Origin of the sequence: Streptomyces sp. YPW6, from assembly GCF_018866325.1 — a bacterium.
In the GTDB taxonomy this organism is placed as follows: domain Bacteria; phylum Actinomycetota; class Actinomycetes; order Streptomycetales; family Streptomycetaceae; genus Streptomyces.
In genome coordinates this window covers 209,198-231,222 of the sequence record NZ_CP076457.1, presented here as the reverse complement: position 1 = coordinate 231,222, position 22,025 = coordinate 209,198, and the positions used below count along the sequence as shown (strand labels likewise).

The 22,025-nt window shown below is 71.8% G+C and carries 22 protein-coding genes; 11 read left to right on the top strand and 11 right to left on the bottom strand.

Annotated elements, in window-relative coordinates:
- Positions 1-6: 6 nt before the first annotated feature.
- Positions 7-1,077, top strand: a complete 1,071-nt coding sequence (locus KME66_RS01005; protein WP_216317899.1) for an acyl-CoA desaturase — start codon at positions 7-9, stop codon at positions 1,075-1,077.
- Positions 1,078-1,157: 80 nt separating this feature from the next.
- Entirely contained in the window at positions 1,158-1,340 is a 183-nt protein-coding gene (locus KME66_RS01000; RefSeq protein ID WP_073224262.1) for a hypothetical protein, read from the top strand.
- A 330-nt stretch (positions 1,341-1,670) separates the two neighbouring features.
- Here KME66_RS01000 and KME66_RS00995 read toward each other — a convergent pair whose 3' ends face one another.
- The gene (locus tag KME66_RS00995) at positions 1,671-2,873 is read right to left on the bottom strand and encodes an IS110 family transposase (protein ID WP_216317897.1); all 1,203 of its coding nucleotides are present in this window, start codon (positions 2,871-2,873) and stop codon (positions 1,671-1,673) included.
- A 246-nt stretch (positions 2,874-3,119) separates the two neighbouring features.
- The gene (locus KME66_RS00990; RefSeq protein ID WP_253208194.1) at positions 3,120-4,031 is read right to left on the bottom strand and encodes a hypothetical protein; all 912 of its coding nucleotides are present in this window, start codon (positions 4,029-4,031) and stop codon (positions 3,120-3,122) included.
- A 286-nt stretch (positions 4,032-4,317) separates the two neighbouring features.
- Between KME66_RS00990 and KME66_RS00985 the strand changes: the two genes are divergently transcribed.
- Positions 4,318-5,220 (top strand): oxygenase MpaB family protein, encoded by a 903-nt coding sequence (locus KME66_RS00985; RefSeq protein ID WP_253208193.1) that lies wholly within the window; start codon positions 4,318-4,320, stop codon positions 5,218-5,220.
- A gap of 108 nt (positions 5,221-5,328) precedes the next feature.
- Here the strand turns inward: KME66_RS00985 and KME66_RS00980 are convergent, their stop codons facing one another.
- The 6 genes from KME66_RS00980 to KME66_RS00955 form a co-directional block, all read right to left on the bottom strand.
- On the bottom strand, positions 5,329-5,934 hold the full coding sequence (locus tag KME66_RS00980; protein WP_216317891.1) for a class I SAM-dependent methyltransferase: 606 nt from the start codon (positions 5,932-5,934) through the stop codon (positions 5,329-5,331).
- A 58-nt stretch (positions 5,935-5,992) separates the two neighbouring features.
- Entirely contained in the window at positions 5,993-6,568 is a 576-nt protein-coding gene (locus KME66_RS00975; protein WP_073224259.1) for a TerD family protein, read from the bottom strand.
- Between the two features lie 166 nt (positions 6,569-6,734).
- Positions 6,735-6,899 carry a Sec-independent protein translocase subunit TatA gene (tatA, locus tag KME66_RS00970; RefSeq protein ID WP_073224258.1) on the bottom strand — a complete coding sequence of 55 codons (165 nt, stop codon included), beginning with the start codon at positions 6,897-6,899 and terminating at the stop codon, positions 6,735-6,737.
- A gap of 73 nt (positions 6,900-6,972) precedes the next feature.
- A complete protein-coding gene (locus KME66_RS00965) occupies positions 6,973-9,804 on the bottom strand; it encodes an HAD-IC family P-type ATPase (RefSeq protein WP_253208556.1) in 2,832 nt (943 codons plus the stop codon).
- Positions 9,797-10,162, bottom strand: coding sequence for a metalloregulator ArsR/SmtB family transcription factor (locus KME66_RS00960; RefSeq protein ID WP_178379072.1), 366 nt, complete (start codon positions 10,160-10,162; stop codon positions 9,797-9,799). Before KME66_RS00960 ends, KME66_RS00965 begins: the two co-directional genes overlap by 8 nt.
- Positions 10,163-10,647: 485 nt before the next feature.
- On the bottom strand, positions 10,648-11,247 hold the full coding sequence (locus tag KME66_RS00955; protein ID WP_216317887.1) for a TetR/AcrR family transcriptional regulator: 600 nt from the start codon (positions 11,245-11,247) through the stop codon (positions 10,648-10,650).
- 70 nt (positions 11,248-11,317) lie between these two features.
- Between KME66_RS00955 and KME66_RS00950 the strand changes: the two genes are divergently transcribed.
- From KME66_RS00950 to KME66_RS00935, 4 genes are all read left to right on the top strand, one after another.
- Positions 11,318-12,754 (top strand): FAD-dependent monooxygenase, encoded by a 1,437-nt coding sequence (locus KME66_RS00950; RefSeq protein ID WP_253208191.1) that lies wholly within the window; start codon positions 11,318-11,320, stop codon positions 12,752-12,754.
- Positions 12,751-13,215: a hypothetical protein gene (locus tag KME66_RS00945; RefSeq protein WP_216317885.1), complete on the top strand. Its 465-nt coding sequence runs from the start codon at positions 12,751-12,753 to the stop codon at positions 13,213-13,215. The genes KME66_RS00950 and KME66_RS00945 overlap by 4 nt, the downstream gene beginning before the upstream one ends.
- Before the next feature lie 168 nt (positions 13,216-13,383).
- On the top strand, positions 13,384-14,349 hold the full coding sequence (locus tag KME66_RS00940) for a MerR family transcriptional regulator (RefSeq protein WP_216317883.1): 966 nt from the start codon (positions 13,384-13,386) through the stop codon (positions 14,347-14,349).
- Positions 14,350-14,636: 287 nt separating this feature from the next.
- A complete protein-coding gene (locus KME66_RS00935; RefSeq protein WP_216317881.1) occupies positions 14,637-15,329 on the top strand; it encodes an ATP/GTP-binding protein in 693 nt (230 codons plus the stop codon).
- 18 nt (positions 15,330-15,347) lie between these two features.
- On the opposite strand, the gene KME66_RS00930 is transcribed toward KME66_RS00935, so the two are convergent.
- Positions 15,348-15,776: a PPOX class F420-dependent oxidoreductase gene (locus tag KME66_RS00930; protein WP_216317879.1), complete on the bottom strand. Its 429-nt coding sequence runs from the start codon at positions 15,774-15,776 to the stop codon at positions 15,348-15,350.
- A 141-nt stretch (positions 15,777-15,917) separates the two neighbouring features.
- Here KME66_RS00930 and KME66_RS00925 point away from each other — a divergent pair, with 141 nt between their 5' ends.
- The 3 genes from KME66_RS00925 (at position 15,918) to KME66_RS00915 (ending at position 18,012) form a co-directional block, all read left to right on the top strand.
- Complete coding sequence (locus KME66_RS00925) at positions 15,918-16,331, top strand: roadblock/LC7 domain-containing protein (protein WP_216317877.1); 414 nt, start codon at positions 15,918-15,920, stop codon at positions 16,329-16,331.
- Positions 16,332-16,440: 109 nt separating this feature from the next.
- Entirely contained in the window at positions 16,441-17,484 is a 1,044-nt protein-coding gene (locus tag KME66_RS00920; protein WP_216317875.1) for a DUF6397 family protein, read from the top strand.
- A gap of 39 nt (positions 17,485-17,523) precedes the next feature.
- Positions 17,524-18,012, top strand: coding sequence for a GNAT family N-acetyltransferase (locus tag KME66_RS00915; RefSeq protein WP_073224249.1), 489 nt, complete (start codon positions 17,524-17,526; stop codon positions 18,010-18,012).
- 93 nt (positions 18,013-18,105) lie between these two features.
- On the opposite strand, the gene KME66_RS00910 is transcribed toward KME66_RS00915, so the two are convergent.
- On the bottom strand, positions 18,106-18,807 hold the full coding sequence (locus KME66_RS00910; protein ID WP_216329005.1) for a histidine phosphatase family protein: 702 nt from the start codon (positions 18,805-18,807) through the stop codon (positions 18,106-18,108).
- 248 nt (positions 18,808-19,055) lie between these two features.
- Between KME66_RS00910 and KME66_RS00905 the strand changes: the two genes are divergently transcribed.
- Positions 19,056-19,676, top strand: coding sequence for an LAETG motif-containing sortase-dependent surface protein (locus tag KME66_RS00905; protein ID WP_216317873.1), 621 nt, complete (start codon positions 19,056-19,058; stop codon positions 19,674-19,676).
- 124 nt (positions 19,677-19,800) lie between these two features.
- On the opposite strand, the gene KME66_RS00900 is transcribed toward KME66_RS00905, so the two are convergent.
- Complete coding sequence (locus KME66_RS00900) at positions 19,801-21,930, bottom strand: SpoIIE family protein phosphatase (RefSeq protein WP_216317872.1); 2,130 nt, start codon at positions 21,928-21,930, stop codon at positions 19,801-19,803.
- Positions 21,931-22,025: the final 95 nt, after the last annotated feature.

Genomic DNA, 22,025 nt, shown 5'->3' with positions numbered 1-22,025 from the left:
ACGTCCATGCCCCAGGCGACAGGCACTGTTGCTGATCCCGCCGACGAAAGCAGCCCGGACCGCCGGACCGGCGTACGCGCCGAGGCGGCCATGAGCAACTTCGCGCCGCTGCTGCGCGCCGTGCGGGACCAAGGCCTGCTGGAGCGCCGCACGGACCGATACGTGCTCGACATCGTCGCCAATCTCACGGCGCTGGGTGCGCTGATCACCGGCTTCGTCCTGCTGGGCGACACCTGGTGGAGCCTGCTCCTCGCCCCGCCGCTGGCGGTCCTGTGGACCCGCACGGCCTTCGTCGCCCATGACGCGGGGCATGCGCAGATATCCGCGGACCGCAGGACGAGCAGACTGATCGCGCTCGTGCACGCCAATCTTCTCCTCGGCATGAACGAGGCGTGGTGGAACGACAAGCACGTACGCCACCACGCCAACCCCAACCACATCGACAAGGACCCCGATGTGGGCGTCGGCGCCCTGGTCTGGACCCAGAGGCAGGCGGAGCGGCGCAAGGGATTCGCCCGTCGGCTGACCAGGAACCAGGCCCGGCTGTTCTTCCCGATGCTGCTGCTCGAAGGCGTCGCGCTGAAGATCTACGGATTCCGGTTCCTGCGCCGGCAGCCCTTCCGGGAGCGAGCCGTCTCGGCGCTGCTGCTCACCGCGCACGTCGCCCTCGGCGTGACGCTGCTGTTCAGCACGGTGTCGCCGGGCAAGGCGGTCGTCTTCGCCCTGACGCTGCACGCACTGTTCGGACTGCACCTGGGCCTCGCCTTCGCGCCCAACCACAAGGGGATGGAGATGCCCGATCCGGACGGTGAGCGCTGGGGCCATCTCCAGCGGCAGGTCCTGACGTCGCGCAACGTGCGCGGCGGAGTCCTGACCGACTGGTTCCTCGGCGGTCTGAACTACCAGATAGAGCACCACCTCTTCCCGAGCATGCCCCGCCCCCATCTGCGGCTCGCCCAGCCCCTGGTCAGGGCGCACTGCGTCGGCATCGGCATGCCGTACACGGAGACCGGACTGATCGAGTCCTACCGTCAGGCGCTGGCGCACATGCACGAGGTCGGGGAACCGCTGCGGTAGCGCGGGAGCCGGGGAACCCGAGCGAGCGCGGAGGCGTTCTCACCACAGGAGCGGCGCCGGCCGCGAAGGAGGCGTGGACCATGTCGAACGGTGCGAAGGTCGCTGTCGGGGCTGTCCTCGCGGCAGCCATCCTGTGGCCGCTGATCGGATTCTGGTGGGCGCTGCTGGTGGTGATCGGCGTCCCGGTGGCGGGCTATCTGCTGCTGGACCCGTCCCAGCGGCGCCGGCTCCGCAGGATCAACCGCAAGGAGATCGGCCGCTGAGCCGGGACGTCTCGGGGGCCCCTATGGGTTTGGTCAAGCGCCCAGGATCGATACTGGGCATCGACTGTCTCTGTGGGGGGAACCGATGAATGCGTGGGCAGAGGTTGGGTGGGGTGTGGTCTTTGGTGCTGCCACTTTGATGGTGGCGTTCAACTGTCGCGATGTTGCGTGGCGGATCCATGGCTTCATGGCGAACACGGTGGGGGTCAATCGGCTTCTGACACCGGCGATGGTCAGGTTCACCTGTGGTGTTCTGGCCATCGCTTCGATTGTGAGCGTCGTGGTCGGTCTGGCCCGGCCCTGAGCGACTGGCGAGGATCCGTAGATGGTTCATGTCGCTGTGGCTGGCCGGGCTTCGTAGAAGGTGGCGTCGCGGAGCATGGCGAAGAGGACGTCGGCCCGGCGTCGGGCGAGGCAGAGCAGGGCCTGGGTGTGGTGCTTGCCCTGGCTGATTTTCTTGTCGTCATAGGCCCGGGAGGCCGGGTCGCCGAGGGCAGCGAACGCGGAGAGGGAGAAGGCTCGTTTGAGCTGTTTGTTCCCCCGCCGGGAGGGCTGTTCGCCTCGGATCGACGAGCCCGAGTTGCGGGTCGTCGGGGCGAGTCCGGCGTAGGCGGCGAGGTGGGCGGCGGAAGGGAAACTGCTGCCGTCGCCGACCTCGATGAGGATCCTTGCTCCGGTCCCGATACGGACTCCCGGCATCGAGATCAGGACCTTCGAAAGAGGGTGGGCCTCCAGCAGTTCCTCGATCCGTCCGGCCAGGAGCTTTCGCTGGTCGAGGACGGCGGTGAGCGAGGCGGCCAGGCTCGGGACGATCAGCGCGGCCGCTTCGGTGCCGGGGACCACCAGGATCTGCTCGTCCAGCGCGGTGAATATGTCCTCGGCCAGCCGTTCGGCCATGCGCGGGGCCTTCGGCCGCAGCAGCGTGACCAGTCGGCGCCGGCCGGCCTTGCGGATCTGGGCCGGTGACCCGAACCGTTCCAGCAGGGCCAGGACGGCCGGGTGCTGCAACCGCGGGCCCAGGACCCGTTCCAGGGACGGGTGGATTTGGGTCAGCAGGCCGTGGAGTCGGTTCGCGACCCGGGTGGCCTCGCCCGTCAGGTCGTCGTCGAATCCGACGATCATCTCCAGCTCGGCGATCGTCTCGTCTTCGACGTCGACCGAGCGCAAGGTGTGTGGCATCGCGCGGGCGTCGTCGGCGATGATGAACGCGTCCTTCGCGTCGGTCTTGGCCTCGCCGGGGTAGAGGTCGGCGATCCGCCGCATCGTCAGGCCCGGCAGGTAGGCGACCGGGCAGCCCATGTCCCGGGCCACCGCCAGCGGCAGGGCGCCGATCGAGGCCGGCTGGTCGACCACCACCAGCACGGTCCCGTGCTTGGCCTGGAGTTTCGCGAACAACTCCCGGAGCGTGGGTTCGGTGTTGGGCAGTCGCTTGTCGAACGCCTTCTTCCCGGCCGGTGTGACGGCGGTGGCGTGGTGTTCACCCTTGCCGACGTCCAGGCCGAGATAGACGTCGATGTCACCGGTGTCGATCATGTGCGTCCTTTGGTCGTGCCCTGCCCGGCCTCACCCACGGCACCGATCCGCCACATCCACATTACGAAGAGCCTCCCGGCCTGCTGGACAGGCCGGTGGTCATGCCCCTGATCAGCGGTCAGTCAGTGCCTCCGGGCCCGGTGACACCACCCCCCCCGGATCATGGTTAACAAGGGGGGGAAGTCATGCCGGGCCCGGAGGCCGGGAGCCCCGTTGCGGGGCCACGAAAAAGGTAATGGGGGGACATCACATGTCGTGAAGGGCCAGCCCGTCCAGGGCCGTGAGCAGGCCGGGCAGTGAGGTTCCACGGCCTACGGGAATGACGGTGCCCGGCTCCTCGTCGAGGAGGAAGAGGGCGATGTCGTCGGTCCGGGCCACCATCGACCACCCCGGGCCGTCGACGCGCAGGGTCCGTGCGCCGGCCGAGGCGTAGGAGGAGCGGATCCGTCCGGGAGGCGGCGGATTCGTCGTATAGGCGGCCGCCTCCGACAGGGCCCTGCGGACGCCGGGGTGCCGGGGAGACCGGGAGGTACCGTTCTCGCGATTCTCCTCGGTGCTCCTCTCCGGATTCTCGCCGGTGTCCCTCGCCGCATCCGCCTGGGTGTCGCTTCCCCTCTCGGCGTCGGCGCCGTTCCGCGGCTCCCCGGCGGCGCCGGGCTGCGGGAACTGCGAGTCGTCGATCTGCTCGCGCCAGGCCGGCCACTGCGCGGCGATCTCGTCCGCGCCGAGCCGCCGCTGCGCCGGGCCCCAGGCATCCGCGTCGGGCGGGGTGAGTGGCGCCGGTCCCTCGCCGCCCGTGTCCGGATCGTGCGGATCCGGGACGCCGGGCACCGAGACGGCCAGATCCATCGGCCAGCCCGGCAGGGCGCAGACCATGGACCGCTCGTCGGGGGAGAGATCGTGCTCCATGCCGCAGTCCCAGGCGGCGATGGCGACGGCCACCCGGGAAGCGTCCTCGACGACGACCGTCCACCGCGCGCCCGCACCGTCCTGCCCGAGGACCAGGCCGTAGCCCTCCTCGTACGGTTCGAGCGCGAGCGCACCGCACGCGGCGACGTAGTCGTCCCCCAGGACACTGGGAAACCGCGAGGGCGTCAGCAGCATCGCGGTCAGCACCAGCAGCGCGTCGTCGGCGACCGCCTCATCCGCACCGGCCATGGTGCCCTCCCCATCGCTCATCGCCTGCCCGCCCATCGCCGTTTCCCGCGCTTCCCGCTCCGTCGTTCCCGGACCTGCCGAATCCGGATCGGTCCCTCTCCGGACCGTCGTTCTTCGCCCGTCGGCGCACCCTAACTACTCGGTAACCTTCTCGTCGAGGGTCTGACGGGCAAGGGTCTCAGGGGAGCAGATCCGTCCCGTCCGGCTACGGAGAGCAGAAGAGCGGGGGCGCGCGGGGGGCCTCCGCGTAAGGTTGGGCATCCGGCCGAACGGAGGGGACAGCAGGGTGACGCGCTACGACCGGCTGAAAGAGATTCAGCGACTGGACCCCCAGCGGGACTTCCTGGAGATCTACCGCCTGAGCGTCTGTTACGAGTTCCCCTGGGACGTCACCCGCGCCCTCGAACTGGCCCTGTACCGAACCTATGCCGTGCCCAGCATCGGCCGGCTCCTCGACGAGACGGCGGAGTTGACGGAGCGTTCACAGAAGCGCTACGACGACACCGCCCTGCTCCTCGACACGGTGGTGGAGCACGGCTTCGACACCGACGAAGGCCGCACGGCCGTCCGGCGGATCAACCAGATGCACCGCAGCTACGACATCAGCAACGACGACATGCGCTACGTTCTGTGCACATTCGTCGTCACTCCGAAGCGCTGGCTGGACGACTTCGGCTGGCGACGCCTCTGCTGCCATGAGCTGGCCGCCTTCGCCGCCTACTACCGCACGCTCGGCGCACGGATGGGCATCAAGGACATTCCGGAGTCCTACGAGGACTTCGAGCGGGCCCTCGACACCTATGAAGACCGGCATTTCGGCTGGGACGAAGGAGCCCGACGGGTCTCCGACGCGACCTTGGCCCTGATGGGTTCCTGGTATCCGGCGCCCCTCGCCCCGGTGGTACGCGGCGCCAGCCTCGCGCTCCTGGACGACGCGCTGCTCAAGGCGTTCCGCTACCGTCGTCCGGGGCCGGTGGCGCGCGGACTCACCCGGGGCGCACTGCGACTGCGGGCCCGCGCCGTCAGGCTCCTGCCACCGAGGCGAAAGCCCCACTATGCGCGCCAGAATCCCGAGATCAAGGGATATCCGGACGGGTACGCGATCGCGGGGCTCGGTACGTTCCCCACTCCGGGGGTCCGCGGCTGCCCGGTCCCCGGTCACCGCCCCGCCCGGACGTCCACCGACTGACGGCTACCGCACCGGCCGGACGTCCACCGACTGACACGACTGCCCCGGCCGGTACGTCATCGGTCCGGCGCCGGGCCGCCGGACCGGAAGGAAGCCGGACCCCGTACCTCAGCCCCGCTTGACGGCGAGCGCGAGGAAGCGGTCGTCCTCGTCCGTGTAGGACTCCAGCCGCCACCCCGCACCGGCCAGCAGCTCACGCAGCCCGGCCTCGGCCCGCGGATCGTCGTCGGTGATGGGTCGCCCCTGCCGTGCGGCGAGGGCGGCCCGGCCGATCGGGTGGAACAGCGCGAGGACCCCGCCCGGCCGGACCACGCGCGCCAGTTCCGCCATATCTGCCTCGGGCCGGGCCAGATGCGAGATCAGCCCGGCGCCGAACACCGCGTCGAGAACACCGTCGCGCAGGGGCAGCCGCCCGACATCGGCCCGCACGAGTGCCCCGCTGACTTCACGCCCCGCCCGCACAGCAGCCTCCAGCATGGCCGGGGTCAGGTCCGCCCCCAGCACCGTGCCCTCGGGCCCGACCGCTGCGCGCAGCGCGGGCAGCGCACGCCCCGTCCCGCAGCCCGCGTCGAGCACGGCGTCGCCGGGGCGCAGTCCGAGCATCCCGGCCGCCGCCGCATAGGCGGGTCCGTCGTCGGGAAACCGACTGTCCCAGCCGGCCGCACGCGGGGTGAAGAAGTCCAGGACATCGGTGTGGGTGTGGTCGTCGGTCATGGGCTCATGCTCGCGCAACCGGCGCGGGCGTGCGAGCGCCTCACCCCGCCCCGCCCGGTCAGACGTTGACCCCGTAGTCCGAGGCGATGCCGGCCAGGCCGGAGGCGTACCCCTGACCGACGGCTCGGAACTTCCACTCTGCACCGTGCCGGTACAGCTCGCCGAAGACCATCGCCGTCTCGGTGGAGGCGTCCTCGCTGAGGTCGTAACGGGCGAGCTCGGCACCGTTGGCCCGGTTCACCACGCGGATGAACGCGTTGCGCACCTGACCGAAGCTCTGGCCGCGGCTCTGGGCCTCATGGATCGAGACCGGGAACACGATCTTCGCGACCTCGGCGGGCACCGACGACAGATCGACCTCGACCGACTCGTCGTCGCCCTCGCCCTCACCCGTCAGGTTGTCACCGGTGTGGCGGACGGAACCGTCGGGGCTGTTGAGGTTGTTGTAGAAGACGAAGTGGCTGTCGGAGAGGACCTTGCCCGCCGCGGAACACAGCAGCGCACTGGCATCCAGGTCGTGATCGGCTCCGGTCGTCGTCCGTACGTCCCAGCCGAGTCCGACCGTCACGGCGGTGAGGCCGGGAGCTTCCTTCGACAGGGAGACATTGCCGCCCTTGGCCAGGGTCACACCCATGATTTCCTCCAGTCCTGGGTCGGTCCGCACCGGTGATCCGGAATCCGCGGCTTCACCGCCTCCGCACCCGGGTCCGGTGACCGGAACCGTTCTGCTGTCGCTTGTCACTTCTGCCGGCCGTCACCCGTAACGAACGCTCGGCGCGCCACCCGCGGTTCCCGGAGCGTCAGGACGTGCTTTCGTTCTTCATCGCCCTGGCCTCGCTCTTGAGGATCCGCAGGGACTTGCCCAGCGCGCGGGCCGTGTCCGGCAGCTTCTTCGAGCCGAAGACGGCGATCACGACGACCGCCAGGACCAGCAGGTGCCAGGGTTCCAGGCCATTGCGCAGCATTGCGGCCCCGCCTTTCTCTCCGTACAGATCTCTCCACGGGCAACGACAGTTGCCGCATTGCGCAACTGTACAACTAGTGTGCGTGGTCGGACCGTGCGGCCCTCGACGCTCCGGTGCGCTCTCCCGCGGCACCGGGCACGTCGCCCGGGTGACGGCGCTCGTAGCGGCGGCGGGCCGCCGTGAGCCCGACCGCGTACAGCCCCAGGACCGAGCCGAGCAACACGTAGTAGAGGGGCGGCAGGGCGCCCATGCCCAGCAGCGGCCCGAGCGGGGTCAGGGGAAGGGCCACCCCGACCGAGGCGAGACCTGCCGCGGCGGCCCGCAGAGGCCCGCCCGCCCTGCGTTCGGCGGTACTGCGGCCGGTCCGCAGCAGGACCATCACGAGGGCCTGGGTGAGCAGGTTCTCCGTGAACCATCCGGCGTGGAACGCCGCTTCCCCACCGTCCCCGGACGCGCTGCGAAGGGTGAGCGCGAGGACCCCGAAGGTGGCGAGGTCGGCGGCCGCGTTCAGCAGACCGAAACCCGTGATGAAGCGCAGGAAGTGACGTGGACGCAGCGCGGTGGGGCGGCGCAGGACCGACGCCGGCGGACGGTCGAACGCGAACGCCAGCTGCGCCGCGTCGAAGCAGAGGTTCTGCACCAGGACCTGCGCCGGGAGCATCGGGAGGAAGGGCAGCATCAGACCGGCCGTCAGCATCGCGATGACGTTGCCGAGGTTCGACGAGAGAGTGATCCGCAGGTGGGCGGCGATGTTCCCGCTGCTGCGTCGCCCCGCCAGCACCGCGCGGTCGATCGCGGTGAGCTCCTTCTCCGCCAGGACGACATCGGCCGCCTCCCGGGCCACCTCGACGGCGTTGCCGGGGCAGATGCCGACATCGGCGGCGTGCAGGGCGGGCAGGTCGTTGACGCCGTCGCCGAGGAAGCCGACCGTGCGACCGCCCGCGCGCAGGGCGGAGACGATCCGTGCCTTGTGCTCGGGGGTGCAGCGAGCGAAGACCACGGCCCGGTCCGCCACGTCGACCAGTTCCGCGTCGGACAGCGTATCGACCCGTTCGGCGGTCACCACGTCGCCGGGACCCGACCGGCTCTCCGGGCGCAGGCCGAGGTCCGCGCACACCCGGGCCGCCGTGCCCGGATGGTCGCCGGTGAGCACCTTGACGCGCACACCCCGCCGTGCCAGCACTCCGAGCGCGTCGGCGGCGCTCGGAGCCGGAACGTCCCGCAGAGCCACCAGGCCCAGGAAGGTCAGTCCCCGCTCGTCCGCAGCGGTGTACGCGCCCGCCCGGGACGCCCGGTCGGCCCGCGCCACGCCCAGCAGACGCAGCCCGGACGCGGCCTTCCGGTCCGCCAGGGCGAGCAGCCGGTCACGTTCCTGCCCCTCCATGGCACACCGTTCGAGCACGGCCTCGACGGCACCCTTGGTGACCAGGGTGTGCACGCCGAGGCGGCCGGGCTGCCTGACCACGGCGGTCGCGACACGGCGCACCGGATCGAAGGGCAGCACGGCGACGCCCTCGCACGCGTCCGGATCCGCGGCCCCGGCGGCGGACGGACCGCCCCTGCCGACGGCGCCCGGAGCGGCCGCGCCGGACCCGTCGGCCCTCCCCGGCACGCTCTTGTCGACCGCGTCGGCTGCCCCCGGTTCCGGCCCGTCGAGCGCGTCGGCGGCGTCCAGCACCGCTTCGTCGAGGGCATCGGCGGCAGGCAGCTCCGCCAGTTGGAGGGTCCACAGCGCGTTGACCGCAGCCCACCGCAGTACGTCGGGATCGGGCCGGTCCCTGGCGTCGGTCGCCGCCGCGACGACCGGCCGGTCCTCGGTCAGCGTGCCCGTCTTGTCCAGGCACAGCACATCGACCGCTCCCAGATCGTGCAGCGCCTCAAGCCGTTTGACGATCACTCCACCGCTCCGCGCCAGCCGCGCCGCGCCGCGTGCGAGGGCGGTCGTGACGATGACCGGCAGCATCTCCGGGGTGAGTCCCACCGCGACCGCCACGGCGAAGGGCAACGTCTCCAGACCCCGTCCGCGCAGCGCCGCATTGGCCATCAGCACCAGCGGCGGGGTCAGGAGCATGAAACGGATGAGGGTCCAGGAGATCCCGCGGACCGAACGGTCGAAGGCGCTCGCACCCCGCCGTCCGGCCCGCCCGTGATGGGCGGCGGCGAACCGGGTCTCCCCACCGGTGGCCACGATCACCGCCGTAGCGCTGCCCGAGGTGACACTGCTGCCCTGGAAGCACCACTGCGGCTGGGCGAACGGTCCTGCCCCGGACAGCGCCGGGTCGGCGAGGTCGTGCGCGCGCTTGGCCACCGGAGCCGACTCCCCGGTCAGGGCCGACTGATGCACGGTGAGGCCGTCGGCGCGCAGCAACCGCACATCGGCGGGCACGAGATCGCCCGGCCGCAGCCGGATCACGTCCCCCGGCACCAGATCGGCGACCGGCACCTCCCGTGCCCGGGGCGGGGAGTCGGCCGAGGTGCGGCGCACCACGGTCGCCGTGGTCGCCACCAGTTCGCGCAGCGCCGCGGTCGACCGGTCGGCGCGGTGCTCCTCGGCGGTACGCAGCAGACAGCTGACGGCAACGAGGGCCAGGATGACGCAGGCGGTGCCCCAAGCGGTGACCAGGGCCGACACCAGACCGAGGCAGAGGAGTACGGAGGTGAAGGGGTCCCGGAGGCTGCGCAGGAAGCGGCGGGACCGGGACACGGGCCGCCGGGCGGGCAGCACGTTCCCGCCCGTCCGGGCGAGCCGGTCCTCCGCCTCCGCCTCCGGCAGCCCGCGCGGTCCGCTGCCGAGGGCACGCAGCGTCTGGAGAGAGGTGGGCAGGGCGTGGAGGGACGGTCCGGCGGCTGTCGGAGCGCCGGTGGTGACGCGCCCGGGGTGCGCGGCTGGACCGCTGTCAGGCACCGAGTTCACGCAGGCGGACCGGGGTGTGGGAGCGGTGCCCGGCGCGTGCGGACAACTGGCCGACCATCAGCCGGACGACCGTCACCACGTCGGCATCGTCGACCAGGTAGACCTGCCGCCGGCCTTCACGGCGCGACCGGACGAGACCGGCCAGCTTCAGCTTCGTCAGATGCTGGCTGACCGAGGGCAGCGTCCCGCCCACCCGTTCGGCGAGCCCCGTCACATCGCTCTCGCCCTGGGCCAGAGCCCACACGATGTGGAGCCGCGCGGGTGTCGCCAGGAGCCCGAACGCCGCAGCCGCCTCCGCCAGCACCTCCGCGGGCGGATCCTGGAAACCGCCGTCGGACCCCATCGACACGCTCGCATCCCCTCGTCCCCGGGCCGCCGTCGGCATGGATCCGACACCGCTGCCCGTCCAGGACGGCCGAAAGGACCAGTGTAGGCCCGCGAGTGCCCCAGGAAGGGATCCGTCTGATCGGTCGCAGGCGGTCCGCACGTTACCCGGGCAGGGCGGTCCAGGCTCCGTCAGGGCGGCCCGGGCTTCGGCGCGACCTCGGTCGGCGGTCCAGTCCAGGAGATGCCCTGTCCGGTGAAGAGCTCCGAGACCGAACCGGGCGCCCTGCACGCCGGTGACACGGCTGTGACCCGGGCCCTGTTTTGCACCGCAGGCGGCGTCCGCCACGGCTGTCCGGTGCCGCGTGGTCCGCTGCCGGATCGCCGGGCTGCGGATTCTCCGCACGCATCCCATGGCGGCGCAGGTCCCACACCTCGCCCGGGACGAAACCGGCTTCGGCCCGAACGCGCGGAGCGGCAAGGCCCCTGCCGGGCCCCGCTGTCCCGCTCTCAGGCGACGAGCAGAGCGGTCAGTATCCGCCGGACGACCCTGGCCAGTTCGGCCGGGTCAGGTGCCGGACGGAGTGTCGCCGGGGCGCCTGCGAGGCGGTCGTACAGCAGGCCGTCGGTCCAGGCGACGAGCAGGTCGGCCGCCTGCGCCGGGTCAGGGGCGCCGAGCGACTCCAGGAGCGCGGCGGCCCTGGCGCGCGCGGCGCGGCCGGCGGCCTCGAGGTCGGCGCGGAGTTCAGGACGGCGGGTCGCCTCCAGGCTCAGTTCGAAGCGGGCCAGTTGGCGGTCGCGTCCCGTGGTCAGCCAGTGGTGCAGCAGTGCGGCGAGGGCCTCGGCGGCCGAGTCCGGGTCCGGGGGGCCGTGCTCCTTCTCCCAGCGGTCCACATCGGTGACCGTCAGTGCGGCCAGGCGGTGGTAGCAGGCGCTGATCAGGGCGGATCGCGTGCGGAAGTAGTACGACGTGCTGCCGGCGGGCAGCCCCGCCGCCGTGTCGACCGCTCGATGGGTCAGGCCCCGCAGGCCCGAGGCGGCCACGGTGGCGATGGCGGTGTCGGCGATCAGGTCCCGGCGGTCGGGGAGGGGAGCAGGCATGATCCGCACTCTATAGGTGTAGAGTGCGGACCCGTGATCCTCTACAGATGTAGAGGGCGTGCGAGGGGAGGCGTTCCTCATGGGTGTGCGTCATGCTGTCGTGGCCGGAGGCGGCATCGGGGGTCTGACGGCTGCGGTGGCGCTGAGCCGCCGCGGGTGGCGGGTGACCGTGTGCGAGAGGGCTCCCGCCCTCATGGGGATCGGTGCGGGCATCGTGCTCGCCCCCAACGCCCTGCGCGCCCTGGACTCGATCGGCCTGGGCCCCGCGGTGCCGGACGGTGATCCCCTGAGCCGTGCGCTGGGGCTCCGCACCCCCGACGGCGCGTGGCTGACCCGGACCGGCCCCCCGGCCTCCCGCTACGGGCTCCTGGCCCGCGCCGTTCACCGCGGCCTTCTGATCGACAGCCTCGCCGCCGCCCTGCCGCCCGGCGCCCTGCGCCTCGGCGTCCCGGTGAGCGGGGTGGACGACGCCGGCGACGCGGTGGTGGTGCGTACGCCGGCGGGGGAGCTGCGTGCGGATGCCGTCGTGGCGGCCGACGGACTGCGCAGCGTGCTCCGGGGACAGCTCTTCCCCGGGCACCCCGGTCCGCGCTACTCCGGTGAGACCGGCTGGCGGGCGGTGCTGTCCGGCGCCGGCCTCCCCACGCTGCCGGCGGCCGAGACGTGGGGGAGTGGCCAACGGTTCGGGATCGTCCCCCTCGTCGACGGCCGGGTCTATGTGTACGCGACCGCCGTCACCGGACCCGGTACGCGCCCGGCCGACCACCTCACGGAGCTGATCCGGCGTTTCGGCGCCTGGCACGATCCGATCCCGGCGCTGCTGGACCGGCTGGACGGACCCGACTCCGCGGGCATCCTCCACCACGACTTCCACGAGCTCGCCGCGCCCCTGCCCCGGTTCCACGCCGGCCGGGTGGCCCTGCTCGGTGACGCCGCCCATGCGATGACCCCCAACCTGGGCCAGGGCGGCTGCCAGGCCATCGAGGACGCGGTCGTCCTGGCGCACCTCCTCGCGGGCGACACCGACGTACCGGCCGCGCTCGCCGCGTACACGGCGGCCCGGCTCGGGCGCACCACCCGCATCAGCCGCCGCTCCCGGCGGATCGGGGACCTGGCCCGGCTCTCCCATCCCCTGGCCGTCGCCGTCCGGAACCTCGCCGTACGGGCCACCCCGTCGGCGGTCACCACGCGAGGGCTCGACCCGCTCCTGGACTGGCGGCCCCCGCCCGGCCCGGCCGCGGCCTCGGAACCGGCTCGGGAAACGGCCCACGAACGCGCCCCAGCCCCGGCCCCGGAACCGGCCCCGGTCCACGAACGCGCTCCGGCCCCGGAGTCCGGTCAGCCCGCGCCGGCCCCGTCCCCGGAGTCCGGTCCGGCCACGCCCGCGCCGGCCCCGTCCCCGGCACCTGTTACGACGGCGAGCCCGGCCTCGGAATCCGGCCCGGGTCCCGGGCCGGTCCCGGCCACGTCCCCGACACCTCAGCCGTCCGCCGACATCGAGGAGCACCGGTCATGACCACTGCGACATCCACCGCCCGTACCTCCCCCGGAGCCGACCCCGTACGGCCCTTCAAGGCCGGCGCCTACGGATTCGTCGTCCTCGGAGCAGGCCACCTCGCCCTTTCCACCGCCGCGGCCTCGGGCACGCCGACCCCCGAGCAGCGTGCGGCCGACACGGCGATGCGGGAGTCGGCCTTCACCCTGCTCGGCCTGGAACGCACCACCTTCGACGTCACCCACGGCATGAGTATCGCCATGGCCCTCTTCGCCATCGTCTGCGGTCTGCTCCTGCTCACCGCCGTCCGGCACGCCCCTGACCTCGTCCGGCGGCGCACCGCTTTCGGGCGGGTGCCCCTGGTGGCCTCCCTGGCCGCCCTCGGGACGGCGCTCCTGCTGCTGCCCGTCCCGCCGATCGTGGTCCTCACCGTCACCAGCTGCGCCTTCGCCCTGTCACTGCGGAGAGGAACCGCGGTCTGACGTACGGGCGGCCCCGGCTCCCCCGGCACCGGCCCGGTGGACTGCGCGGCGAGTCGGACACCCGCGCCTCGTGCGCGAGGCGCGACGGGCGCCAGGCGCTCAGCCGACCACCGGCTTGACCCGTCCCCCAAGGTCCGGGTTTAGCGTTCTGGACGACGAGGAGGCCACATGCGTGCAGGTGAGGCGGCCGCGGCTGCCGGCGTGACGATCAAGGCGCTGCGCTACTACGAGGACTGCGGGCTGCTCAGCCCCGGCCGGACGGCCAACGGCTACCGCGACTACACCGCGGAGGACGTCCGGCTGGCAGAGGAGATCCGCAGCCTGGGCGCCTTCGGGCTCACGCCCAAGGAGACCGGGCCCTTTCTTGCCTGCCTGCGCGCCGGACACGATTCGGGCGACCACTGCGCGGAGTCCCTGGCGGCCTACCAGCGGAAGATCCAGGCGATCGACCTGCTCGTCGCCCGGCTGACACACAGCCGGGACCAGCTCGTGCGCCGCCGGGACGCGGCGGCCCGGCGAGGTTTCCCCTCCGCCACCGAACCATCGAAGGAGCCTGACGACATGCTGCCCAAGGCCGACCCCCTGCCCACCGACCTGCCCGCCCCCGTCGACGACGGTGGCGCCGACCACCTGCCGGGCCGGACACTCCCTGCCCTGTCGTTCACCGGCACGGACGGCAGCGACATTCGTCTGGAGGCTGTCACCGAGGGCCGCTGGGTGCTCTTCCTCTACCCGCTCACCGGGGACCCGTCCGCCGACATCCCGGACGGCTGGAACGACATCCCCGGAGCTCGCGGCTGCAGCCAGGAAGCCTGCGGCTTCCGCGACAACCTCGACGCACTGCGGGCGGAAGGAGTCGACCGGGTGCTCGCTCTGTCCTCCGACCGAGCCGACTACCAACAGGCGCTCGTGGAGCGCCTGCATCTGCCCTATCCGATGCTCTCCGACCCCCGGCTCACGCTCGCGGACGAGCTGCGGCTCCCCACGTTCGAGGCCGACGGCCAGACGCTCTACCGGCGCCTCACGCTCGTGCTGCGCGGTGCCACGATCGAGCACGTCTTCTACCCCGCCTTCCCACCGGACACCCATGCCGACGAGGTGGTGCGGTGGTTCCGCGACCATCGTGACGCGTAGCTGAACCGAGGGGGGCGGTCGCCACCCGTGGCCCGCGCGAGGAGGGGCGGCTCTACGACGGGCTCCACCGGCGTGGAGGGCACCGCCGGGGAGGCGACGCGTTGCGAAAACGCGGAGCAATGAGGTCGGGATACGCCAAGGAACGACGGATGCGAGACCTCATCGGGCAAGAGCGGTCAACCCGCTCGAACGGAGCCGAACGGTTGCCATGCTGTCCGCCCTACTCGGTTCCCGAGGCCCGGAAGAGCCCCGCGGAGCCAGCCCCGAGCTGTGAAGAGAGGGGACGCATGCCCTCCGACCCCGTCAACAGCGACGAGAACGCCCGTACCGCCCACCGCACCGCCGCGAACGTCGGCAGGACCATGATCGGAGAGGACATCGAGCTCACGCTGAAGATCGTCGTGGCGGGCGGCTTCGGTGCCGGGAAATCGACCCTGATCGGCTCCGTCAGTGAGATCCGCCCGCTGTATTCGGAGGAGACGCTGACCGGGACCGGGAGCGGGAGCGGGAGCGACGGGGCGTTCGGGAAACGGCCGGGCCGGGGAGCCGCCGACGGAGTGGAGCGGAAGACCAGTACGACCGTGGCGATGGATTTCGGCCGTATCACCCTCCACTCCGGTCTGTCGCTCCATCTGTTCGGCATGCCCGGTCAGGACCGCTTCCGGTTTCTCTGGGAGGAGCTGTGCGAAGGCGCTCTCGCCGCCGTCGTGCTCGCCGACACCCGGTGTCTGGAGGACTGCTTCGCCGCCGTCGACCACTTCGAGCGCGGGCGGATCCCGTTCGTCGTAGCCGTCAACCGCTTCCCCGGCGCTCCCGCCCACACGGAGCACGATGTCGCGCAGGCGCTCGACCTCGACGGCGGCACGCCGGTCGTGCCGTGCGACGCCCGCGACCGGGCCTCGGGAAAGGAAGTCCTGATCCGTACGGTGGAGTACGCCGGGCGGATGCACACCGCCCGGCTCCTCGCCGCCGTCGGCTGACGGCCCGCGCCCGCTCCGTCAGTCGGCCATGTCAGCCATCGCCACCACTGTGTCGATCCGCACCCGCACGACGAGTTCGCCGGGTACCCCGTTGCGCCGGCCGAACTCCTCGGCGGCCTCGGGCCCCACGTAGCGGCCCGCGATCCGCGTCGCCCACCGCAGAAGGTCCTCCGGATCCTCGCTCAGCTCGGCACGTCCCTGCACCACCGCGAACGCGTACGGAGGCCGCTCGTCGTCGACGCACAGGGCGACCCGCCCCTCACGTGCGAGGTTGCGTCCCTTCACACTCTCCTTGCCGGTGTTGAAGACCACCGAGTCACCGTCGAGAAGGAACCAGACGGGGGCGATGTGCGGACTGCCGTCGGCCCGCACCGTCGAAACCTTCGCCGTGCGGGTTCCCTCCGACAGGAAGGCCCGCCATTCTTCATCGGTCATGTGGTGTGCCATGAACCCATCCTGAGGCCGAACACGGCGTGGCGCGAAGCGGCACCCCGGGCGGTGAGGGGCGCTTGCCCCCACGGGACCGTTGCGCGAGGCTTACGCGCGTAGCGGGGGAACGGGGAACGAAGGTACGGGGAGGACGAGCACATGCCGCTTGACCGGGGACTTGACTGGCTCCTTGACGATCTCACCAGCAGGGTGCAGTACATACGGCACGCGTTGGTCCTGTCGAACGACGGGCTGGTCACCGGGGCCAGCACCGGCCTCGCACGCGAGGACGCGGAGCACCTGGCGGCCGTCTCGTCGGGCCTGCAGAGCCTGGCACGCGGATCGGGACGCCACTTCCGGGCCGGCCGGGCCCGCCAGACCATGGTCGAGTTCGACGAGGCGCTGCTCTTCGTCACGGCCGCGGGCGACGGCAGTTGCCTGTGTGTGCTGACCGCGGCCGAGGCCGACGTCGGCCAGGTCGCCTACGAGATGACCCTGCTCGTCAACCGAGTCGGTGAACACCTCGGAGTCTCGGTCCGGCAGGGCGGCCCCGACCCCACCGAACCTTTCTGACCTGCGCCTTTCGTCAGGGCTGAAGAGTTATCCACAGGGCTGACGGGTGAGGGCTCCCTCGCGTTACCGTGATCACGGAGAGTATTCGAGACGACGGGGGAGAAGAGCCATGACGATCAGGGAAGTGCTCCGGGCGCACACCGCGGCCCACAGGAGCGCGAGCGCGAGCACCACGCCACAGAGCGAGGGCGGGCAGCCTTCGTCCGCCGCCCCTGCGGCGACGGTCGCGGCCGGGCGAGCGTCCCGGAAACTGGGTATCCGTCGTGCGGAGTTCGAGCTGGCTGTGCACCTGGGGCTGATCGCCGTCGTCGGGGCACCGGGCGGCGGGCGACCACGGGTGCGTGCGGAGGAGATCGCGCGCCTGCGCGAGCAGCCGGATTTCCCCGATGCGCTGACGGAGCGAATCCGCACGGTCGGTACGGCGCGAGGAGCGGCCCTGCTGGACATCGCACCGGCGCGTTTCACCCGGCTGGCACGGGCGGGCTGCGTCTCCCCGGCCACGTTCTGTCTGAACCGGTATCGCGCGGTGGTCTGGCTCTATCTCGCGGACGAGCTTGTCGCGTTCGCGGCGCGGCAGCCCGAACTGCTCACCGGACGGACGCCCGCGGCGATGCGAACGATGCTGGAGTCGGGCGCCGACTGGCGGGCGCGCAACTGGCGTGCACAGCGCATCGACCGGTTGCTGGACCGCACGAGTGACCCCTGGGCGCGAGCGGCTGTCCAGGCATCGGCCCTGGACCCGGTGCAGTTGGCGGAAGTGGTGGACGATCCCTACGAACGCGCCTATCTCGTACGGGTCAGGCCGGAGCCGGTCTTCGGACGCCCGGCGTCCATGGCGGCGAGGGAAGCGATGGCGGAGTTGACGTCGGCCGATGACCCCGACGAAATCCTCTGGCGGCGGGTCAACCTGACGCTGGCGCTGGACAGTGCCCGCGAGGACCGGCCCGCCCCGCGCCCCGGGGACGGCGGAGCAGCCCGGGCGACACCGCCCGCCCGGACCGGAGACCGGCCTCGGGCCCTTTGCCCGGCGCCTGCCGCCGAGCCGGCGGCCCCGCCCGTCTGCACCGGGGCGCAACGTCCCGCCGTGGTGTCCCGAACGGCGAGGAAGGGGCTGTTCGCCATACTGGGGCGCTGTGGCCGCGGTGCCCGATAAGGTTTCGCGTCGAGTGCGCGGATACGCCATCCTGTCCGCATGTTGATCAGGGAAGCAACCTCCGAGGACTGGGCCGCCATCTGGCCGTTCTTCCACGAAATCGTCTCCGCGGGCGAGACGCTCACCTATCCGCTCGACCTCGGCAAGGAGGACGCCGAGGGGTGGTGGTTCGTCCCGGCGCCGAGTCGGGTGGTCGTCGCTGTCGACGAGGCCGGTACGGTGCTGGGCACCGCGAAGATGAACCGCAACCACATGGGAAACGGGTCCCATATCGCCAGCGCCACCTACCTGGTCGACCCCGCTCATTCCGGCCGGGGCGTAGGGCGAGCACTGTGCCGGTACTCGGTCGACTGGGCCCGCGCGGAAGGGTATCGAGCCATGCAGTTCAACGCTGTGGTCGAGACCAACACGCATGCGGTCAAGCTCTATCAGTCGATCGGCTTCGATGTGATCGGCACCCTTCCCGAGGGCTTCCACCACCCGACCGAGGGCTATGTGGGGATGCACATCATGCACAAGGCCCTGTGACGACCGACCCTTGGCACAGGTCCTGGCACAGCCCGCAGGTCCATCCCCTCGGCAGGAACAGGAGCTGTAGCTCCGGAGCGGCGGAAGCGGCGATCAGACGGTGGGGTGGTCCGTCGTCGGCCCCGGCTGAGGGGCCGGCACGGTGCGGCCCGCGGGGCCGCCGTCCGCCACGCCGCTCGCGGTGACGGCCGGGACGACCGTCCCGGCCCAGGAGAGGGCCGTCCACCCCGAACCCGGCGAGCCCTCGACCACCACCACACCCGTGTTGTCCAGGCCGTGCCGGGTGGCGAATTCGACGGTGACGTTCCGCGCGCGGGAGGCCGTCCATACGCGGATGGCGGCGCCGTGGCTGACGAGCGCCACCGTCCCGTGCTCCTCGGCCTCCGCTGCTTCGGCCACCACGGCGTCGAAGCGGGCCAGCGCCTCGGTCCCGTCCTCGCCGCCCGGCAGTCGGCGGGCGACGTCCCCGGCAGGCCAGGCGAACACGGTTGTCAGGTACTGTCGGACCGCCTCCTCGTCGGCCCGCATCTCCAGGTCACCCGCGGACAGTTCACGGATCCCGTCACGGACCCGGACCTCGATGCCCCGCTCCGCAGCCAGGGGCGCGGCCGTGAGCTGCGTACGCGTCAGCGTGGAGGCGTACAACGCGGCGATGTCCTCCCCGGCGAGCGCGCGGGGCAGGGCCGCCGCCTGCCGCAGACCGAGGTCGGTGAGCCCCGGTCCGGGCCGCGCGGTGTCGAGGAAATGGCCGAGGTTGGACGGCGTCTGGCCGTGACGGATCAGCAGCAATCGCATGGAACGGGTCACGCTCCCAGGGTCGGACGTCAAGGTGGCGGCACATAGATGCACATCCCACCTTCTCATTCGGCCACGCCCTGAGGACAGCCTGTCGAGGGCCTGCCCGCATTGCCGGAAGTGGCCCGGATATGACCGGAGTTGATGTTGCGGGTTACGCCCGGGGCGACTGCGTCGCACGGTGCCGATGGCAGTACTGTGCGCCCCACCGCCATTCAGGCGGTGGGGAGCATCTGGAGGAAGAATTCATGACCATACCCAGGAGATCGTGGCGTGGCGCGGGAGCCCTCGTGGTCGCTGCGGTCGCCGGTCTGACCGGAGGAGCCGTCTTTGCCGGTCCGGCCGTTGGTCACACCCCCACCTGGGCCGTGACCTGCTCCGAGGTGACCGTCGACCTCACCGACTACACGAGCGACGTCCCCAACACGGTGACTGTGTCGGTGGACGGCAAGGACCTGCTCCCCACCGAGACGTTCGGCCGTGAGTTCCACAAGAAGCTGGCGCTTCTGGACCACGACGAGCCGGTGACCGTCCGACTGGTCGTCAAGGACGCCGACGGCGAGGGCAAGCACTCCATCGACCGGACGAAGACGGCCGAGGTGTGCGAGGAGGAGCCCAGCCAGACGGCGACCGAGCCGGCCCCGTCCCGGACGCCGCCCTCCGGTACGCCCGAGCCGAGCGCCACGCCGGGCGACGAGCCCTCGGAGTCCGCGTCCGCCGTGCCCGCCTCGAGCCCGAGCGCGCCGGACCTGGCCGAGACCGGTTCGTCGCCGTCGACGCCGGTCCTCGTCGCTGCCGCTGTCGCCGTGCTGCTGGCAGGGGGCGGCATCCTCTGGGCCGTCCGCAAGAGACGCACCGTCCAGGACTGACATCCCGCGCGAGCCGCGGCGCGGACCGTAAGAGCCCTGGCCGGTGGCGTCTCGCATCATCACGGTGTGCGGGACACCCCCCTTCGCGCATCACGCTCCCTCGGCCCGTCTCTCCTGTCGCCCGTCACTCCGCCGGGAAAGACGGCGAGGCGGTGGCCGCCGGGGGAGCGGGTCCGATCTCGCACCAGACGGCCTTGCCCTCGCCGCGCGGCTCGATGCCCCACCGTGTGGAGACCGCGTCGAGCAGGAGCAGACCCCGGCCGGAGGTGGACGTCTCGCCCGGTGTACGCCGACGGGGCCAGGCGCTGGACCGGTCCTGGACGGACAACCGGATCCGCCGCACCGGTTCCGGCAGCACTTCCAGGGTCAGGACCGCCCCGCCCTCCGTGTGCAGGAGCACGTTCACCAGCAGCTCGCCCGTGACGAGCTCCGCATCGTCGGCGAACTCGGCCATGTCCCAGTCGGCGAGGGCCTGGCGGACGATCGCGCGGGCGTCCGAGAGCCCTTCCGGGTCCGCCTGATGGATGTACTGGTGGAGCCGTGGCGCATGCGACGACCCCACATCGGGGCTGCGACGCAGCACCAGGAGGGCCACATCGTCCCCCGAGCCCCACCGTTCCCACAGTCGCTCCGACAGATGATCGGCCAGCGCCTCGGCCCCCGCGGGCCCGGCGCTCACCTCGCTGCGCAGCGCGTCGATGCCGGAGTCGAGGTCGGCCCCGGGCTCCTCCACGAGCCCGTCCGTGTACAGCACAAACGTCTCACCGGGGACCAGATCGAGCCGGGTCTCCGGATACTCCTCGTCCAGGAGGTCCGTGGAGGTGCCCAGCGGCAGCCCGCCGCGTACCTGCGGGCTGCCGACCCGCCCGTCGGCGTGTCGGATCAGGGGACCGAGATGCCCGGCCCGCACGACCTTCACCGTGCCGGACGCCAGGTCGACCTGCGCGTACGTGCAGGTGGCGAAGCGGTCCGTGTCCAGTTCCGCGAGGAAGCGCGAGGCCCGTGCCAGCACGGTGGCCGGGGGGTGCCCCTCGGAGGCGTAGGCGCGCAGGGCGATGCGCAGCTGGCCCATGATCGCGGCCGCGTGCGTGTCGTGCCCCTGGACGTCCCCCACGACCAGCCCGTACCGGTTCTTCGGCAGAGTGATCACGTCGTACCAGTCGCCGCCCACCTGCCGCCCGCTCCACGCGGCGTGGTAGCGGACCGCGATCTCACCGCCCTCGACGTCCTGTATCCGGGGCGGCAGCATCGCGGACTGCAACTGGGTGGCGAACTCCCGCTCCTCGTCGAAGAGCATCGCCCGCTGCAGGGACTGGGCCACGATTGCGGCGAGCCCCAGGCACAGAATGCGCTCGTCCGCGTTGAAGACCGTGCGCTCGCGGTAGAACAGCGCCAGACCCCCGAGCGACCGCGCCTGGGCCACCAGCGGGAGATACGCCGCCGCCCGGAACCCGAGCCGGCCGAGGTGCGGCTCCAGCTCCGGGTAGCGACGGGCCAGGGCCGCCAGCGAGGTGATGAACCTGGGGCGCCCGCTGCGGATGGTGTCCGCGAGGGGAAGGTTCCGGTCGAGGTCACCGGAGCCGAGCCCGTCGAGCACTTCCAGCGACTCCCCGCTCAGCGCGACGATGTTCAGCGCGGAGTTCTCCACGAGGCCCAGGGCGAGGCCGTCCGCGCCCAGGCGGGCGAGCCCGCCGGGTCCGGTGAGAGCGGCCGTCACATCGTCCACGGTCACGGCACGGGACATGGCACTGGTTGTTCGCTCAACGATATTGGTCTGGCGCTGGCGGCGTTTTTCCAGATCGAGCACGAAGGCCGAATGGGTGACCTCCGCCGTCGCGTCCCGGACGATCCCCACGATCCGGTGGGCCATTCCGTCCTTCGAGCGAAGAATCCGGGCCTGGGCATGGGTCCACTGGGTCGTCCCGTCGTCCAGAGGCACGCGGAAGTGGACGCTGAAGGAACTTCCTCCCCCGGTGATGGCCTCGTCGATCGACACGTCGAGCCGGGCCCGCTCCGCCGGCTCCAGGTGTTCCGACAGGGTGCCCGGGCGTCCGTCGAACCTCGCCGGGTCCACCCCGAACACCGTCAGCCCGGCCTCGTCGATGTCCAAGGTCCGGGTATCCAGGTCCCAGTCGAAGCTGCCGGTCCGGTTCATGGCGAGGCGCTCCGTCGGCCGGATCTCACCGTTGTTCTTCCGGTCGATCCGGCGGAGCGGAGGGGCTTCGGCGTCCTGCCGCCGTTCGTCGTCGGTCATTCCTGCTCCGGAGGTCGTCCGGCGGGGCCGGGCGTCGGCGCGTCCCGCAGGCCTCAATTGTCGAGCCGCATCCATCGGAGTGCCACAGCGGCCGG

Bases quoted from the DNA above. Each gene is read 5' to 3' on its own strand.
- KME66_RS01005 (WP_216317899.1), top strand. From the start codon at position 7: ATGCCCCAGGCGACAGGCACTGTTGCTGATCCCGCCGACGAAAGCAGC.
- KME66_RS01000 (WP_073224262.1), top strand. From the start codon at position 1,158: ATGTCGAACGGTGCGAAGGTCGCTGTCGGGGCTGTCCTCGCGGCAGCC.
- KME66_RS00995 (WP_216317897.1), bottom strand. From the start codon at position 2,873: ATGATCGACACCGGTGACATCGACGTCTATCTCGGCCTGGACGTCGGC.
- KME66_RS00990 (WP_253208194.1), bottom strand. From the start codon at position 4,031: ATGGCCGGTGCGGATGAGGCGGTCGCCGACGACGCGCTGCTGGTGCTG.
- KME66_RS00980 (WP_216317891.1), bottom strand. From the start codon at position 5,934: ATGACCGACGACCACACCCACACCGATGTCCTGGACTTCTTCACCCCG.
- KME66_RS00975 (WP_073224259.1), bottom strand. From the start codon at position 6,568: ATGGGTGTGACCCTGGCCAAGGGCGGCAATGTCTCCCTGTCGAAGGAA.
- tatA (WP_073224258.1), bottom strand. From the start codon at position 6,899: ATGCTGCGCAATGGCCTGGAACCCTGGCACCTGCTGGTCCTGGCGGTC.
- KME66_RS00950 (WP_253208191.1), top strand. From the start codon at position 11,318: ATGGGTGTGCGTCATGCTGTCGTGGCCGGAGGCGGCATCGGGGGTCTG.
- KME66_RS00945 (WP_216317885.1), top strand. From the start codon at position 12,751: ATGACCACTGCGACATCCACCGCCCGTACCTCCCCCGGAGCCGACCCC.
- KME66_RS00940 (WP_216317883.1), top strand. From the start codon at position 13,384: ATGCGTGCAGGTGAGGCGGCCGCGGCTGCCGGCGTGACGATCAAGGCG.
- KME66_RS00935 (WP_216317881.1), top strand. From the start codon at position 14,637: ATGCCCTCCGACCCCGTCAACAGCGACGAGAACGCCCGTACCGCCCAC.
- KME66_RS00930 (WP_216317879.1), bottom strand. From the start codon at position 15,776: ATGGCACACCACATGACCGATGAAGAATGGCGGGCCTTCCTGTCGGAG.
- KME66_RS00925 (WP_216317877.1), top strand. From the start codon at position 15,918: ATGCCGCTTGACCGGGGACTTGACTGGCTCCTTGACGATCTCACCAGC.
- KME66_RS00920 (WP_216317875.1), top strand. From the start codon at position 16,441: ATGACGATCAGGGAAGTGCTCCGGGCGCACACCGCGGCCCACAGGAGC.
- KME66_RS00915 (WP_073224249.1), top strand. From the start codon at position 17,524: ATGTTGATCAGGGAAGCAACCTCCGAGGACTGGGCCGCCATCTGGCCG.
- KME66_RS00910 (WP_216329005.1), bottom strand. From the start codon at position 18,807: ATGCGATTGCTGCTGATCCGTCACGGCCAGACGCCGTCCAACCTCGGC.
- KME66_RS00905 (WP_216317873.1), top strand. From the start codon at position 19,056: ATGACCATACCCAGGAGATCGTGGCGTGGCGCGGGAGCCCTCGTGGTC.
- KME66_RS00900 (WP_216317872.1), bottom strand. From the start codon at position 21,930: ATGACCGACGACGAACGGCGGCAGGACGCCGAAGCCCCTCCGCTCCGC.